Source organism: Pseudomonas sp. FW305-25, assembly GCF_017351415.1.
In the GTDB taxonomy this organism is placed as follows: domain Bacteria; phylum Pseudomonadota; class Gammaproteobacteria; order Pseudomonadales; family Pseudomonadaceae; genus Aquipseudomonas; species Aquipseudomonas chlororaphis.
Genome location: NZ_JACNDE010000034.1, coordinates 13,000 through 27,748, shown reverse-complemented (window position 1 = coordinate 27,748; position 14,749 = coordinate 13,000). Strand labels below are relative to the sequence as shown.

Annotated in this window: 13 protein-coding genes; all 13 read right to left on the bottom strand. The window is 61.6% G+C overall.

The window, feature by feature from the left end; genetic code table 11:
* Positions 1-501, bottom strand: a complete 501-nt coding sequence (gene nuoJ, locus J4E58_RS25050) for an NADH-quinone oxidoreductase subunit J (RefSeq protein WP_007929608.1) — start codon at positions 499-501, stop codon at positions 1-3.
* A gap of 9 nt (positions 502-510) precedes the next feature.
* Positions 511-1,059, bottom strand: a complete 549-nt coding sequence (gene nuoI / locus J4E58_RS25045) for an NADH-quinone oxidoreductase subunit NuoI (protein ID WP_003223795.1) — start codon at positions 1,057-1,059, stop codon at positions 511-513.
* Positions 1,060-1,070: 11 nt separating this feature from the next.
* Complete coding sequence (gene nuoH, locus J4E58_RS25040) at positions 1,071-2,078, bottom strand: NADH-quinone oxidoreductase subunit NuoH (RefSeq protein WP_007929607.1); 1,008 nt, start codon at positions 2,076-2,078, stop codon at positions 1,071-1,073.
* Entirely contained in the window at positions 2,075-4,789 is a 2,715-nt protein-coding gene (gene nuoG / locus J4E58_RS25035) for an NADH-quinone oxidoreductase subunit NuoG (RefSeq protein ID WP_087091625.1), read from the bottom strand. The genes nuoH and nuoG overlap by 4 nt, the downstream gene beginning before the upstream one ends.
* 125 nt (positions 4,790-4,914) lie before the next feature.
* Positions 4,915-6,273 carry an NADH-quinone oxidoreductase subunit NuoF gene (nuoF, locus tag J4E58_RS25030; protein WP_087091624.1) on the bottom strand — a complete coding sequence of 453 codons (1,359 nt, stop codon included), beginning with the start codon at positions 6,271-6,273 and terminating at the stop codon, positions 4,915-4,917.
* Complete coding sequence (gene nuoE, locus J4E58_RS25025) at positions 6,270-6,767, bottom strand: NADH-quinone oxidoreductase subunit NuoE (protein ID WP_087091623.1); 498 nt, start codon at positions 6,765-6,767, stop codon at positions 6,270-6,272. Before nuoE ends, nuoF begins: the two co-directional genes overlap by 4 nt.
* A 2-nt stretch (positions 6,768-6,769) precedes the next feature.
* Positions 6,770-8,551, bottom strand: a complete 1,782-nt coding sequence (gene nuoC / locus J4E58_RS25020; protein WP_007929185.1) for an NADH-quinone oxidoreductase subunit C/D — start codon at positions 8,549-8,551, stop codon at positions 6,770-6,772.
* Between the two features lie 72 nt (positions 8,552-8,623).
* Positions 8,624-9,298, bottom strand: a complete 675-nt coding sequence (locus J4E58_RS25015; RefSeq protein WP_007929186.1) for an NADH-quinone oxidoreductase subunit B family protein — start codon at positions 9,296-9,298, stop codon at positions 8,624-8,626.
* Positions 9,299-9,308: 10 nt separating this feature from the next.
* Positions 9,309-9,722 (bottom strand): NADH-quinone oxidoreductase subunit A, encoded by a 414-nt coding sequence (locus tag J4E58_RS25010; RefSeq protein ID WP_007929187.1) that lies wholly within the window; start codon positions 9,720-9,722, stop codon positions 9,309-9,311.
* Positions 9,723-10,322: 600 nt separating this feature from the next.
* The gene (gene aceA / locus J4E58_RS25005) at positions 10,323-11,648 is read right to left on the bottom strand and encodes an isocitrate lyase (RefSeq protein ID WP_007929188.1); all 1,326 of its coding nucleotides are present in this window, start codon (positions 11,646-11,648) and stop codon (positions 10,323-10,325) included.
* 511 nt (positions 11,649-12,159) lie between these two features.
* A complete protein-coding gene (locus tag J4E58_RS25000; RefSeq protein WP_087091622.1) occupies positions 12,160-12,915 on the bottom strand; it encodes a secretin N-terminal domain-containing protein in 756 nt (251 codons plus the stop codon).
* 196 nt (positions 12,916-13,111) lie between these two features.
* Positions 13,112-13,537: a GNAT family N-acetyltransferase gene (locus J4E58_RS24995; protein ID WP_007929190.1), complete on the bottom strand. Its 426-nt coding sequence runs from the start codon at positions 13,535-13,537 to the stop codon at positions 13,112-13,114.
* Positions 13,530-14,696, bottom strand: coding sequence for a cupin domain-containing protein (locus tag J4E58_RS24990; protein ID WP_009044587.1), 1,167 nt, complete (start codon positions 14,694-14,696; stop codon positions 13,530-13,532). Before J4E58_RS24990 ends, J4E58_RS24995 begins: the two co-directional genes overlap by 8 nt.
* Between the last annotated feature and the right edge of the window lie 53 nt (positions 14,697-14,749).

Sequence of the window (14,749 nt, the reverse complement as noted above, 5' to 3'; positions counted from 1 at the left end):
TTACTCCTTCGCCTCGTTGCGGCCCAGGTGGAACGCCGTGACGGCTGCGGCGAGCAGCAGCATCGAGGCGAGTTCGACCACCAGCAGATAAGGACCGAACAGGCTGATGCCCACGGCCTTGGCGTCCACGGTGGTGTGGCCAACACCGGTACCGCTCTGGTGGCTGAACAGCACGTACAGCAGCTCCACCAGCAGCAGGGCGGCGAGCACCACAGGCCCCAGCCAGATTCCCGGCTTGAGCCAGATGCGTTCCTGCTGAACCGAGGCAGGCCCCAGGTTCAGCATCATCACCACGAACACGAACAGCACCATGATGGCGCCAGCATAGGCGATCACTTCCAGCACGCCGGCGAACGGCGCGCCGAGGCTGAAGAAGGTCATCGCCACGGCGATCAGCGAAATGATCAGGTAGAGCAGGGCGTGCACAGGGTTGGTGTTGGTCACCACGCGGAGCGTGGAGACAACGGCAACACCTGACGCGAAATAGAAAGCGAATTCCATCTTTCTTCCTTAAGGCAGCAAGCTCTTCACGTTGATCGGCTCGGCTTCGTTTTGCGCGGAGCCTTTTGGCTTACCGGCAATGGCCATACCTGCAACACGATAGAAGTTGTAATCAGGGTTCTTTCCGGGGCCGGAGATCAGCAGATCTTCTTTCTCGTAAACCAGGTCCTGACGTTTGAACTCGGCCATCTCGAAATCCGGGGTCAGCTGGATCGCGGTGGTCGGGCAGGCTTCCTCGCAGAGGCCGCAGAAGATGCAACGCGAGAAGTTGATGCGGAAGAAGTCCGGGTACCAGCGACCGTCTTCGGTTTCAGCTTTCTGCAGCGAGATGCAACCCACCGGGCATGCCACGGCGCACAGGTTGCAGGCTACGCAACGCTCTTCGCCATCGGGGTCGCGGGTCAGCACGATGCGGCCGCGGTAGCGGGGCGGCAGGTAGACCGGCTCTTCCGGGTATTGCAGGGTGTCGCGCTTGCGAAAGCCATGGCCGAAGACCATCACCAGGCTGCGCAGTTGGGTACCAGTACCCTTAACGATGTCGCCAATATATTTGAACATGGGTCAAATCCTCACTGAACCGCGCCTGCTGGCGTGTTCAACAACACAAGCGCAGCAGTCACCAGCAAATTGATCAGGGTCAGCGGCAGGCAGAATTTCCAGCTGAAGTCCATCACCTGGTCATAACGCGGACGCGGGATGGAAGCGCGCAGCAGGATGAACAGCATGATGAAGAACGCGGTCTTCAGGGCGAACCAGACGAAGGACAGTTGCGGCAGGATGCCGAACGGACCGTGCCAGCCACCGAAGAACAGGGTGACCAGTAGTGCCGAGATCAGGATGATGCCGATGTACTCGCCAACGAAGAACATGCCCCATTTCATGCCGGCGTATTCAATGTGGTAACCGTCGGCCAGTTCCTGTTCCGCTTCCGGCTGGTCGAACGGGTGACGGTGAGTCACGGCCACGCCAGCGATGAAGAAGGTACAGAAGCCGAAGAACTGCGGAATGATGAACCACAGGTTCTGCGCCTGGTAGTCGACGATGTCGCGCATGTTGAACGAGCCGACCTGGGCCACGATGCCCATCAGCGCCAGGCCCATGAACACTTCATAGGACACGGTCTGGGCCGAGGCGCGCAGGCTGCCGAGCAGGGCGAACTTGTTGTTGCTCGACCAGCCGGCGAACAGCACCGCGTAGACCGACAGGCCGGCCATGGCGAAGAAGAACAGCAGGCCGATGTTCAGGTCCGCCACGCCCCAGGTCGGGGTGATCGGGATGATCGCGAAAGCGATCAGCAAGGCGCTCATGGCCACGACCGGTGCCAGGGTGAAGATCACCTTGTCGGCAAACGGCGGGGTCCAGTCTTCCTTGAAGAACATCTTTAGCATGTCGGCGGCGATCTGGAACATGCCGAACGGGCCAACGCGGTTCGGACCGTAACGGTCCTGCCACCAGCCCAGCAGGCGACGTTCGACAAAGCTGAGCAAGGCACCTGCGACCACCACGGCCAGCATGATGACCAGGGCTTTGACGACCGCCAGGATCACGTCGATCACTTCAGGGGTGAACCAGGTCATTGCGCTGCCTCCTGCAGACCGTCAACGGATTTGCCAAAGAACGCCGGTGGAATGCCCGCCAGGCCTGCTGGCAGGGCCACCAGGCCAGCGCCCAGCTCTTCGTTGATGCGCAGCGGCAGACGCAGGGTCTGGCCCGCCACGCTCACGGCGAGCAGCGCGCCATCGTTGACGCCCAGGCGGTCGGCTTCGGACTTGGCCAGGGAGACGTAGGCGGCCGGGATGCGTTCCTGGACCGGAGCGGCTTTCGAAGAGTTCTCCTCGCTGCCGAACAGGTGGTAGAACGGCACCGCCTGCCAGGTGCCCTGGGCAGGGGAGAAGGCGCGCGGCACGCTGGCGAACCAGCCGAGGCTGTCGCCCTGGCTTTCGATCAGGCGGGTGCCCGGATCGCCGGCACGCAGGTGACCACCGACTTCGTCCTGGAACTTGTTCCAGGCTTGCGGCGAGTTCCAGCCCGGCGACCAGGCGAACGGCACCTGGGAGCGTGGTTCCACGGAGCCCGAGTAACCTTCCATGGAGAAGGAAAACGCGGTGTCCTGGTCTTGCGGGGTACGTGGCTCGTGCACGCTGATATCGGCGCGCATGGCGGTACGGCCGCTGTAACGCAGCGGTTCGCGAGCCAGCTTCAGGCCCTTGATGCGGAACGACGCCGATGGCGCGGCATCGACGATGTGCGCCAGTTGCGGGTTGCTCTGGGCGCAGGCGGCGGTCACGTGGTCCAGCTGGGTCCAGTCCACCGGCTTGTTCAGCAGGGTAGAGCGCAGGGCATGCAGCCAGCGCCAGCCTTCGTGAACCAGGATGCTGGCATCCATATAGGTTGGATCGAACACCTGGAAGAAGCGCTGGGCACGGCCTTCCTGGCTGACCAGGGTGCCGTCGCCCTCGGCGAAGCTGGCCGCTGGCAGGACCAGGTGCGCGCGATCGCTGGTGGCGGTCTTCTGATGGTCGGCGACGATCAGCACTTTCGCGGCGTTCAGCGCGGCATCGACCTTGGCGGCGTCGGTGCGGGTGTACAGATCGTTTTCCAGCACGACCAGGGCGTCGGCCTGGCCATCGATGACCGCTTGCAGGGCGGCGTCCACCGATTCGCCACCGAGCATGGCCAGGCCGAGGCTGTTGGCCTCGGGCACGATCAGGCTGATGGAACCGTTCTTCTCGCGCAGCTTGAGGGCCTTGGCGATGTTCGCCGCAGCTTCGATCAGCGCCTTGGAACCCAGGGAGGTGCCGGCGATGATCAGTGGGCGCTTGGCGGCGAGGAGGGCGTCGGCGATGCGCTTGGCCAGCTCAAAGGCTTCGCTGTCCAGGCCTTCGACGGCCGGGGCGCTGGCGTCCAGGGCGTGGGCCACGGCAAAACCGATGCGCGCCAGGTCGTCGGGAGCGGCGTGTACACACTCTTCGGCGACGTCGTCGAGCTTGGTTTCAGCGATGCTTGCAATGAACAGCGGGTTCAGCGCGTGCTGGCCGATGTTTTTCACCGCGGCGTCGAGCCATGGCTGGACGCGCATGGCGTCGGCCATCTCTTCGGCCTTGCCCTTGACCGACTGGCGCAGGGCCAGGGCCATGCGGGCGGCGGTCTGGGTCAGGTCCTCGCCGAGGACGAACACCGCATCGTGGTCTTCGATGTCGCGCATGGTCGGCACGGGCAGCGGGCTGTTTCTCAGCACTTGCAGGACCAGGCGGATGCGCTCCAGTTCGGCGGCTTCGATACCGCTGTAGAAGTGCTCGGCGCCTACCAGTTCACGCAGGGCGTAGTTGCTTTCCAGGCTGGCGCGAGGAGAGCCGATACCGACAATATTGCGCCCGCGCAGCAGGTCGGCGGCCTTGTCCAGCGCCTGGTCCAGGTTCAGCTTGGTACCGTCGTTCAGCAGCGGCTGGCGTGGACGGTCTTCGCGGTTGACGTAGCCATAGCCGAAACGGCCACGGTCGCACAGGAAGTACTGGTTCACCGAACCGTTGTAGCGGTTCTCGATGCGCCGCAGTTCGCCGTAGCGCTCGCCCGGGGAAATGTTGCAACCGCTGGAGCAGCCATGGCAGATGCTCGGCGAGAACTGCATGTCCCATTTGCGGTTGTAGCGCTCGGAGTGAGTCTTGTCGGTGAACACACCGGTCGGGCAGACCTCGGTGAGGTTGCCGGAGAACTCGCTTTCCAGGGTGCCGTCTTCAACGCGACCGAAGTACACGTTGTCGTGGGCGCCGAACACACCGAGGTCGGTGCCGCCGGCATAGTCCTTGTAGAAACGCACGCAACGGTAGCAGGCGATGCAGCGGTTCATCTCGTGAGCGATGAACGGGCCGAGTTCCTGGTTCTGGTGGGTACGCTTGGTGAAGCGATAACGGCGCTCGTTATGGCCGGTCATCACGGTCATGTCTTGCAGGTGGCAGTGACCGCCTTCCTCGCAGACCGGGCAGTCGTGCGGGTGGTTGGTCATCAGCCATTCGACGACACTGGAGCGGAAGGCCTTGGATTCTTCATCGTCGATGGAGATCCAGGTGTTGTCGGTGGCGGGAGTCATGCAGGACATGACGATGCGACCACGGGTGTCGTTCTCGTCGGTGTACTGCTTGACCGCGCACTGGCGACAGGCACCGACGCTACCGAGAGCGGGGTGCCAGCAGAAATAAGGGATGTCGAGGCCTAGTGACAGACATGCCTGTAACAGGTTGTCCGCCCCATCGACTTCGAGCGCTTTGCCGTCTACGTGGATAGTGGCCATGGTTCAAAGTTCTTCGTTGGCCCGGTGTCAGCGGGCGTGGCTAATGGAATCTTGGTGCTCGCCTGGCGCGTCGCGGCGTCTTCAGGCGATACGAGGGCGGCACGGACCACCCTCGTTCGATATGTTTACGCGCCGACTACGATCGGCCGGGCCAGAGGCGGGATGGCGACAGCACTGGTGGCTGCGATGCCGGCCTCGAACTCTGGACGGAAATACTTGATGGCACTGCCCAATGGCTCCACGGCGCCCGGTGCGTGAGCACAGAAGGTCTTGCCTGGGCCGAGGAAACCGACCAGACCCAGCAGGGTCTCGATATCACCGGCTTGCCCTTCGCCTTTCTCGAGGGCGCGCAGCAGCTTGACGCTCCACGGCAGGCCATCGCGGCAAGGGGTGCAGAAACCGCAGGATTCGCGGGCAAAGAACTCTTCCATGTTGCGCAGCAGCGACACCATGTTGATGCTGTCGTCGACCGCCATCGCCAGGCCGGTACCCATGCGGGTGCCTACCTTGGCGATGCCGCCGGCGTACATTTGCGCATCCAGGTGCTCGGGCAGCAGGAAACCGGTACCGGCGCCGCCGGGCTGCCAGCACTTGAGCTTGAAGCCGTCGCGCATGCCACCGGCATAGTCTTCGAACAGCTCGCGCGCGGTCACGCCGAACGGCAGTTCCCACAGGCCAGGGTTCTTCACTTTGCCGGAGAAGCCCATCAGCTTGGTGCCGTGGTCTTCACTGCCTTCGCGAGCGAGGGATTTGTACCACTCCACGCCGTCGCCGATGATCGCCGGCACGTTGCACAGGGTCTCGACGTTGTTCACGCAGGTCGGCTTGCCCCACACGCCGACGGCGGCGGGGAAGGGCGGCTTGGAGCGTGGGTTGGCGCGGCGGCCTTCGAGGGAGTTGATCAGTGCGGTTTCTTCACCGCAGATGTAACGCCCGGCACCGGTGTGGACGAACAGCTCGAAGTCGAAGCCCGAGCCCAGGATGTTCTTGCCCAGCAGGCCCGCGGCCTTGGCTTCTTCCACGGCACGGTTGAGGTGCTTGGCGGCGGTGGTGTACTCGCCCCGCAGGAAGATGTAGCCGCGGTAGGTTTTCAGCGCACGGGCGCTGATCAGCATGCCTTCGATCAGCAGATGGGGCAGTTGCTCCATCAGCATGCGGTCTTTCCAGGTGTTGGGTTCCATTTCATCCGCGTTGCACAGCAGGTAGCGGATGTTCATGGATTCGTCTTTGGGCATCAGGCCCCACTTCACGCCAGTGGGGAAGCCCGCGCCGCCGCGGCCCTTGAGGCCGGCGTCCTTGACGGTCTGGACGATGTCGTCCTGGGACAGGTCGGCGAAGGCCTTGCGCGCAGCGGCGTAGCCGTTCTTGGCCTGGTACTCGTCGAGCCATACCGGTTCGCCGTCGTCGCGCAGGCGCCAGGTCAGCGGATGGGTTTCCGGGCTGCGCTGGATGCGGTTGGCAGGGCCGAAGGATGTCAGGGTCATACGTAGCCCTCCAACAGTTTGGCCACGCCAGCAGGCTGCACGTCGCCGAAAGTGTCGTCGTCGATCATCAGCGCCGGGGCCTTGTCGCAGTTGCCCAGGCAGCATACCGGCAGCAGGGTGAAGCGGCCGTCGGTGGTGGTCTGGCCGAGGCCGATGCCCAGCTCGCTCTGGATCTGGCTGACCACGGACTCGTGGCCGCCGATGTAGCAGACCATGCTGTCGCAGACACGGATGATGTGACGGCCGACCGGCTGACGGAAGATCTGGCTGTAGAACGTCGCAACGCCTTCTACGTCGCTGGCCGGGATGCCGAGGATCTCGCCGATGGCGTAGAGCGCGCCATCAGGCACCCAGCCACGTTCCTTCTGGACGATCTTCAGGGCTTCGATAGACGCCGCGCGCGGGTCTTCGTAGTGATGCAGCTCGTGCTCGATGGCCGAGCGCTCGGTTTCGCTCAGGGCGAAACGGTCTGTCTGGATAAGCGTGCTGTTCATGCTTAGCGGTCCACGTCGGCCATAACGAAGTCGATACTACCCAGGTACGCGATCAAGTCCGCGACCATGCTGCCGCGGATCACCGAAGGGATCTGCTGCAGGTGGGCGAAGCTCGGAGTGCGGATCCGGGTGCGGTAGCTCATGGTGCCGCCATCGCTCGTCAGGTAATAACTGTTGATGCCCTTGGTCGCTTCGATCATCTGGAAGGACTCGTTGGCCGGCATGACCGGGCCCCACGAAACCTGCAGGAAGTGCGTGATCAGGGTCTCGATGTGCTGCAGCGTGCGCTCTTTCGGTGGCGGCGTGGTCAGCGGGTGGTCCGCCTTGTACGGTCCTTCCGGCATGTTGCGCAGGCACTGGTCGATGATCTTGATGCTCTGGCGCATCTCTTCGACGCGGACCATGCAGCGGTCATAGGCATCGCCGTTGGCCGCCAGCGGTACTTCGAATTCGAAGTTCTCGTAGCCGGAGTAGGGGCGCGCTTTACGCAGGTCGAAATCGCAACCGGTGGAACGCAGGCCGGCACCGGTGACGCCCCATTCCAGGGCTTCCTTGGTGTTGTAGGCGGCGACGCCGATGGTACGACCCTTGAGGATGCTGTTCTGCAGGGCGGCCTTGGTGTATTCGTCGAGGCGCTTGGGCAGCCAGTCGACGAAGTCTTTCACCAGTTTTTCCCAGCCGCGCGGCAGGTCGTGGGCGACGCCGCCGATACGGTACCAGGCCGGGTGCAGGCGGAAACCGGTGATCGCTTCGATCACGGTGTAGGCGCGCTGACGGTCGGTGAAGGTGAAGAACACCGGGGTCATGGCGCCGACGTCCTGGATGTAGGTGCCCAGGAACAGCAGGTGGCTGGTGATCCGGAAGAACTCGGCCATCATGATGCGGATGACGTCGACCTTCTCCGGCACCTTGATCCCGGCCAGTTTCTCGACCGAGAGCACGTACGGCAGGTTGTTCATCACGCCGCCGAGGTAGTCGATACGGTCGGTGTACGGGATGAAGCTGTGCCAGGACTGACGCTCGGCCATCTTCTCGGCGCCACGGTGGTGGTAGCCGATGTCCGGTACGCAGTCGACGATCTCTTCGCCGTCCAGCTGCAGGATGATGCGGAAGGCACCGTGGGCCGAAGGGTGGTTCGGGCCCAGGTTGAGGAACATGTAGTCCTCGTTAGCGCCGGAACGCTTCATGCCCCAATCTTCCGGCTTGAAGCGCGCGGCTTCTTCTTCCAGTTGTTGCTTGGCCAGGGTCAGGCTGAACGGATCGAACTCGGTGGCGCGCGCCGGGAAATCCTTGCGCAGCGGGTGACCTTCCCAGGTCGGCGGCATCATGATGCGCGACAGGTGAGGGTGGCCGGCGAAGTCGATGCCGAACATGTCCCAGACTTCACGCTCGTACCAGTTGGCGTTCGGCCAGATACCGGTCACGGTCGGCAAGCTGAGGTCGCTCTCGGACAAGGCGACCTTGATCATTACGTCACTATTACGTTCGATCGACAGCAGGTGGTAGAACACGCTGAAGTCGGCGCCTGGCAGCCCTTGGCGCTTGGTGCGCAGACGCTCGTCCACGCCATGCAGGTCATAGAGCATGACGTACGGCTTGGGCAGGTTGCGCAGGAAGGTCAGGACTTCGACGAGTTTGGCACGGGTAACCCACAGCACCGGCATGCCGGTGCGGGTGGCCTGGGCGGTGAACGCCTCAGGGCCGAAACGGTTATTGAGTTCGACGACCACATCCTGGTCGTCTGCCTTATAAGGCGGGATGTACAGAGCACTGCCTGTAGTCATGGTTTTTTATCGCTTTCGGTCAACGTAAAGAATGAAGCCAGTTTTTCGTTCTTTGTAAGAAGCGTTCTGGAATCAGACTTCGTCGGGGCTGCGCAGGTTGGTTACCTGAATACGCTGTTCGCGGCGCTGTTCCTTTTGCGACGGCATTTCGGCGCGATATACGCCTTGGTCACCGACGACCCAGGAAAGTGGGCGACGCTCCTGGCCAATCGACTCCTGCAAGAGCATCAGACCTTGCAGAAAAGCTTCAGGGCGGGGCGGGCAGCCAGGCACGTAGACGTCCACGGGCAGGAACTTGTCCACCCCTTGAACGACGGAATAGATGTCGTACATGCCACCGGAGTTGGCGCACGAACCCATGGAGATGACCCACTTCGGCTCGAGCATTTGCTCGTAGAGACGCTGAATGATCGGCGCCATCTTGATGAAGCAGGTTCCGGCAATAACCATGAAATCCGCCTGGCGCGGTGATGCCCGGATAACTTCGGCGCCGAAGCGCGCGATGTCGTGGGGCGCCGTGAAGGCGGTGGTCATTTCCACGTAGCAGCAGGACAGGCCGAAGTTGTACGGCCACAGGGAGTTCTTACGCCCCCAGTTGACCGCGCCGCTCAGCACGTCTTCCAGCTTGCCCATGAAGATGTTTTTGTGGACTTGATCTTCTAACGGATCGGAAACGGTTTCCCGTTCGCCGATCGGATACTGCTCGTTAGGAGCATCGGGGTCGATCCTGGTGAGATTGTATTGCATCGCCAAAGCCTCATTGTTTTAGCTTCGCCTGCCGCTTACGGCGACCTTCCGGAGCCCAATCAAGAGCCCCCACCCGCCAAAGGTAGACAAGACCTGCCAACAGAATTGCTATGAAAACGAGAGCTTCGACGAATCCGGTCCAGCCGCTTTCGCGGACGGACACAGACCAGGCAAAGAGAAAGAGGGCTTCGATATCGAAGATCACGAAGAGCATCGCGACCAGATAGAATTTGGCTGAGAGCCGCAAGCGGGCGCCACCGGTAGGTAGCATGCCGGACTCGAACGGTTCGTTTTTGCTGCGGCCCCAGGCTTTTGACCCGAGGAGGCTGGAGACGCCGAGCATGAAGGCGCAAAGGCCGCCTACACCCAGAAGGAAAATGGCAAAGCCCCAGTTGTGGGCCATGAGTCCTGTCGCTTCGGGCATGCTGGTAATCCTTAACAGAGAGCAAAGGTCTCTGAGCTTGATAAAGAAATAAAGCAGTGACGATATGTCGCAGTGCAATCAATCGCCGTGATTTTATGGCTAAACACCGGGCAAGTAAATTTTCATGGCGAAATTATTTAGCGGAATAAGGACATAGCTCCCCTTGCAAGCCCCGTAAGCCACGGCCTGTGGGCATTAGCGGGTGTTTTGTTAATTATGTTTTGTCCTCGCTGTAACGAACATTATCGCCTCTAAATGATAATCAATATTATTTGGCGCTGCTTTTAAACAATGGTTCCCATGAAGAGCCGCTAAGTTGTCTTTTATATGCTCGTTACTGCAAGTTGCGAGCGAGCCCCTTTTACCCGCTTTTTTCTCCACGCATACCGCTCTGGATCAATGTTTTGCCTGATTGGCAGGGTGTCCGGGCCGATGTCGTCGCGAGCAGGCTCGTTCCTGTCGCAGCTTGTGGGGTGCCGGTGATGCCTGCAAAAGCTGCAGGCAAAAAAAACGCCCCGAACCAGTCGGGGCGTCAGATGTGCAGCACTGCAGTTAGCTTTTACCGGGTCTGCAATGGCCGTTTTTCAGCGCGAAGTCGAATCAGTGGAACTGTTCTTCTTCGGTGGAGCCGGTCAGTGCGGTTACCGAAGACGAGCCGCCCTGGATCACGGTGGTCATGTCGTCGAAGTAGCCGGTGCCCACTTCCTGCTGGTGAGCCACGAAGGTGTAACCCTTGGCGGCGTCAGCGAATTCCTGCTCCTGCAGCTTCACGTAGGCGGTCATGTCGTTGCGGGCGTAGTCGTGCGCCAGGTTGAACATGCTGTGCCACATGTTGTGAATGCCGGCCAGGGTGATGAACTGGTGCTTGTAGCCCATGGCGGACAGTTCGCGCTGGAACTTGGCGATGGTCGCGTCGTCCAGGTTCTTCTTCCAGTTGAAGGAAGGCGAGCAGTTGTACGACAGGATCTGGTCCGGGTATTCCTTCTTGATCGCTTCGGCGAAGCGGCGGGCTTCGTCCAGGTCCGGCTTGGCGGTTTCGCACCAGATCAGGTCGGCATACGGCGCGTAGGCGAGGCCGCGAGCGATGGCCTGGTCGAGGCCGGCGCGCACTTTATAGAAGCCTTCCTGGGTGCGGGTGCCGGTCACGAACGGCTGGTCGTACGGGTCGCAGTCGGAGGTCAGCAGGTCGGCGGCGTTAGCGTCGGTGCGGGCCAGGATGATGGTCGGTACTCCGGCAACGTCGGCTGCCAGGCGGGCAGCGGTCAGCTTCTGCACGGCTTCCTGGGTCGGAACCAGTACCTTGCCGCCCATGTGGCCGCATTTCTTCACGGAAGCCAGCTGGTCTTCGAAGTGAACGCCAGCGGCGCCTGCTTCGATCATGCTCTTCATCAGCTCGTAGGCGTTCAGCACGCCGCCGAAACCGGCTTCTGCGTCAGCCACGATCGGCGCGAAGTAGTCGATATAGCCTTCGTCACCCGGGTTCTTGCCGGACTTCCACTGGATCTGGTCGGCGCGACGGAACGAGTTGTTGATGCGCTTGACCACGGTTGGAACGGAGTCCACCGGGTACAGCGACTGGTCCGGGTACATCGATTCGGCGGAGTTGTTGTCCGCGGCAACCTGCCAGCCCGACAGGTAGATCGCCTGGATGCCGGCTTTGACTTGCTGTACAGCCTGGCCGCCGGTCAGGGCGCCCATGCAGTTGACGAAATCTTTCTCAGGACGGAAGGACGGTTTGGCACCCTGGGTCACCAGGTTCCAGAGCTTCTCGGCGCCCATGCGTGCCAGGGTGTGCTCAGGTTGAACCGAGCCACGCAGACGGACAACGTCGGCAGCGGAATAAGTGCGAGTCACGCCTTTCCAGCGCGGGTTTTCAGCCCAGTCTTTTTCAAGGGCTGCAATTTGCTGTTCGCGTGTCAGTGCCATGGAGATAAACCTCGTCGCGTCTTGTGTGAAAAGTCGTTCTTGGGCGGAAAATTCCGACTCGCCAGATACGCAGGTCAAAGGGTGCGTAGTTGGCTGCTCGCTGACCAGAAGCTTAGGCGGTCAAGTCGGGTATGACGCGATGGCGACGGTTGAACGATGGGCTCAAGGGGAAAGTGAGCAGGTGAGGGCCAGCTGTCGGGCGCATTCGGGCGTCGTGGGCCTTCATACGAACCATCAGTGTGTTGCCGATCTACCTAATTAGCTTCCGTCCCTCGGGACAACCTCGTTCCAGTCGCAATCTCGTCAAACACACCTTGTGGGCGGTACAGACACGAATCGGCTCAGGTGGGTAGGTTAGAGCTGCGATCCGAAGGCCCTTGCCAGGGCCCCTGATTAGCGGGAGCGAGGCCATCATGCCTTCGGTTTTTTGCCTCGTCAAACGTTTTGTAGTGCTTTTTTTTCACCACTACATCTTTGGTCTAATACGACTAATCAGTCAGTTTCCGGTGCTTTAGTCCAAGGCGTCGACTTTCACTCGCAAGGTCATGTCATCCCGGCCCTGAGTCGAGTAGCTGCGGGTTGTAGCCTGTTTGTCGGCCTGGTTCTGGCGATTGACGCCGGCCAGGGTGATCCACTCGCCAAGACGGCCGCTGACAGTTGTGTCGGTACTTTGCACATTCACTACATCGGGACGTTCCTGGCTCATGCGGTCACGGTTGGTACTGATGCTCAGGTGGACGGTTTCGCCGGTGACGCTGGCCGTGACGTAGAAACCCTGGGTGACGTTGCGATACTGGGTCTGGTTCTGCAGGCGGCCGTAAGGATCGGTCTGGGTGGTGGTCAGCGGCACGCTCTGGCCGACCTGGATCAGGGCCGGTATGCCTTCGCTGGCCTGGATCTGCTGGATGCCGCCATCGCGGCTGACGGTGCTGCGGCTGATGATGCGGGTTTGCGGCGCGCCGTTGAGCGAATAACCCTGGTTGTTCTGGGTGTTGTTTTCGTTGGTGTCGACCGTGATCAGCAGGCGTTTGGCGGCGGTATCCAGTTGCGCGATGAAGGCGCGCAGTTCCTCGATCTTCTCCGGTTCCGCATTGACGATCAGTTGGTTGCCGTAGGCGCTGACCTGGCCTTCCTTGCCGAGGAAGTTCTGTGCGACGGGCAGCAGGTCGGCGCTGGTGCGGTTGTTCAGGGGCACGATCTCGGTCGCGGCCGAGACTGAAAAGCTTGCAGTCAGCAGCAGCGTCGTGAGCAGGGTGCGTAGGGACATGTCCGTTATCTCCGCTAGGGGTGGAAGCCTTGAGTTTGACAGTTTGTCGGCCCGCGGTGGGGCAAGTTGAATCGCCGATGGCAAAACGCCCCAGCCTCCCTGGAGCCAGCTTAGCTTGCTGGATCCGGGGAGGCCGGGGCGTTTTGTGACGCTTGGCAGGGCATCGTCAGCAGGTTCGCTGCTGCGCGGGGCTTGCTCAGGCGTTGCCGCGAACCATGTCGACGTGAGGAATGCCCGCTTCCAGGAACTCCTCGCTGACGATGCTGAAACCCAGGCGCTCATAGAAGGCGGTAGCCTGGACCTGGGCGCTGAGCATCAGCTGCTTGAGGCCACGTTTCTCGGCTTCGCCGATCACTGCCTGCATCAGCGCATCGCCGACCTTCAGGCCGCGCCAGTCCTTGAGCACCGATACCCGGCCGATCTGCCCATCGGGCAGCAGGCGTGCGGTGCCGATCGGAAAGTCGCCTTCGAGCGCGAGGAAATGCACCGCGCTGTCGTCGTCGGCATCCCACTCCAGCTCAGGGGGGACGGATTGCTCGATGATGAACACCGCTTCACGAATGCGCCGGATCTCGGCGTTATCCTTTTGCCAGTCTGCGACACGTACGCGAATCTTATTCATCGGCAAATCCCAGGCTTCCTTGCTTGACCAGTTCGCACAGCAGGCTGCGTCCATCTTCGTCCGCCAGCCATGGGCCAAGGTTGTCGAGGTGCAGCGCGTCGGCGGCGCAAATCATCTTCAGCAGTTCGCGCAGCTTGCCCGGCAGGTAGCGGCTCTGGCCGCTGGCGAACAGCAGCAGGTCGTCGTCGACTTCGGACCAGGCCAGGCGCGCGCTCGGGTTGCGGATCAGGATGGCGCCCTGCTCGAGGCTGCCGAGCAGGTCTTCTTCTTCCAGCTCGGGGCCAACCACCAGTTCCGGGTAGCGCGGCTCGGTCATGAACTGGCCGAACCAGGTCAGCAGCATGCGCTCGTCGCTCATGTGCTCGGCCAGCAGGCCCTTGAGGCGATCGAGGGCGTCGTGCTGGATCTGGTGCGGGTCGCTGACAGGTTGCACGTCGGCGTCGGTATAACGCTCTTCATCCGGCAGGTACTGGCTGAGGAAGTCGGTGAAGTGGGTCAGCACTTCGGCGGCGCTCGGCGCGCGGAAGCCCACCGAGTAGGTCATGCAGTCGTTCACCGCGACGCCGTAGTGGGCCAGGCGCGGTGGCAGGTAGAGCATGTCGCCGGGTTCCAGGACCCAGCTTTCGGTTTCTTCGAACTCGGCGAGGATGCGCAGGTCCGCGTGCTGCAGCAGCGGGCTTTCGGCGTCGCACATCTGGCCGATCTTCCAGTTGCGCTTGCCGTGGCCTTGCAGCAGGAACACATCGTAGTTATCGAAGTGCGGGCCGACGTTACCACCGGGAGCGGCGAAGCTGATCATCACATCGTCGATGCGCCAGCTTGGCAGGAAACGGAAATGCTCCAGCAGTTCGGCGACTTCCGGCACGAACTGGTCGACGGCCTGGACCAGCAGGGTCCAGTCACGCTCCGGCAGCTTGCTGAACTCGTCTTCGGCGAACGGGCCGCGACGCAGTTCCCAAGGGCGTTCGCCATGCTCGATGACCAGGCGCGATTCGACCTCTTCTTCCAGCGCCAGGCCGGCCAGTTCGTCGGCGTCGATCGGGCTTTCGAAGTCGGGCAGGGCCTGACGGATCAGCAGGGGCTTTTTCTGCCAGTAGTCACGCAGGAATTCCCGTGCGCTGATGCCGCCCAGAAGTTGAAGAGGAATATCAGGATTCATGTGTAACCTATTGAAAAAATGCACTTTTCATACGGGAATAAAAACGCCCGGCG

What these genes read in the sequence shown, in the direction of transcription:
- nuoJ (WP_007929608.1), bottom strand. Translation starts at nt 501, where the DNA reads ATGGAATTCGCTTTCTATTTCGCGTCAGGTGTTGCCGTTGTCTCCACG.
- nuoI (WP_003223795.1), bottom strand. Translation starts at nt 1,059, where the DNA reads ATGTTCAAATATATTGGCGACATCGTTAAGGGTACTGGTACCCAACTG.
- nuoH (WP_007929607.1), bottom strand. Translation starts at nt 2,078, where the DNA reads ATGACCTGGTTCACCCCTGAAGTGATCGACGTGATCCTGGCGGTCGTC.
- nuoG (WP_087091625.1), bottom strand. Translation starts at nt 4,789, where the DNA reads ATGGCCACTATCCACGTAGACGGCAAAGCGCTCGAAGTCGATGGGGCG.
- nuoF (WP_087091624.1), bottom strand. Translation starts at nt 6,273, where the DNA reads ATGACCCTGACATCCTTCGGCCCTGCCAACCGCATCCAGCGCAGCCCG.
- nuoE (WP_087091623.1), bottom strand. Translation starts at nt 6,767, where the DNA reads ATGAACAGCACGCTTATCCAGACAGACCGTTTCGCCCTGAGCGAAACC.
- nuoC (WP_007929185.1), bottom strand. Translation starts at nt 8,551, where the DNA reads ATGACTACAGGCAGTGCTCTGTACATCCCGCCTTATAAGGCAGACGAC.
- J4E58_RS25015 (WP_007929186.1), bottom strand. Translation starts at nt 9,298, where the DNA reads ATGCAATACAATCTCACCAGGATCGACCCCGATGCTCCTAACGAGCAG.
- J4E58_RS25010 (WP_007929187.1), bottom strand. Translation starts at nt 9,722, where the DNA reads ATGCCCGAAGCGACAGGACTCATGGCCCACAACTGGGGCTTTGCCATT.
- aceA (WP_007929188.1), bottom strand. Translation starts at nt 11,648, where the DNA reads ATGGCACTGACACGCGAACAGCAAATTGCAGCCCTTGAAAAAGACTGG.
- J4E58_RS25000 (WP_087091622.1), bottom strand. Translation starts at nt 12,915, where the DNA reads ATGTCCCTACGCACCCTGCTCACGACGCTGCTGCTGACTGCAAGCTTT.
- J4E58_RS24995 (WP_007929190.1), bottom strand. Translation starts at nt 13,537, where the DNA reads ATGAATAAGATTCGCGTACGTGTCGCAGACTGGCAAAAGGATAACGCC.
- J4E58_RS24990 (WP_009044587.1), bottom strand. Translation starts at nt 14,696, where the DNA reads ATGAATCCTGATATTCCTCTTCAACTTCTGGGCGGCATCAGCGCACGG.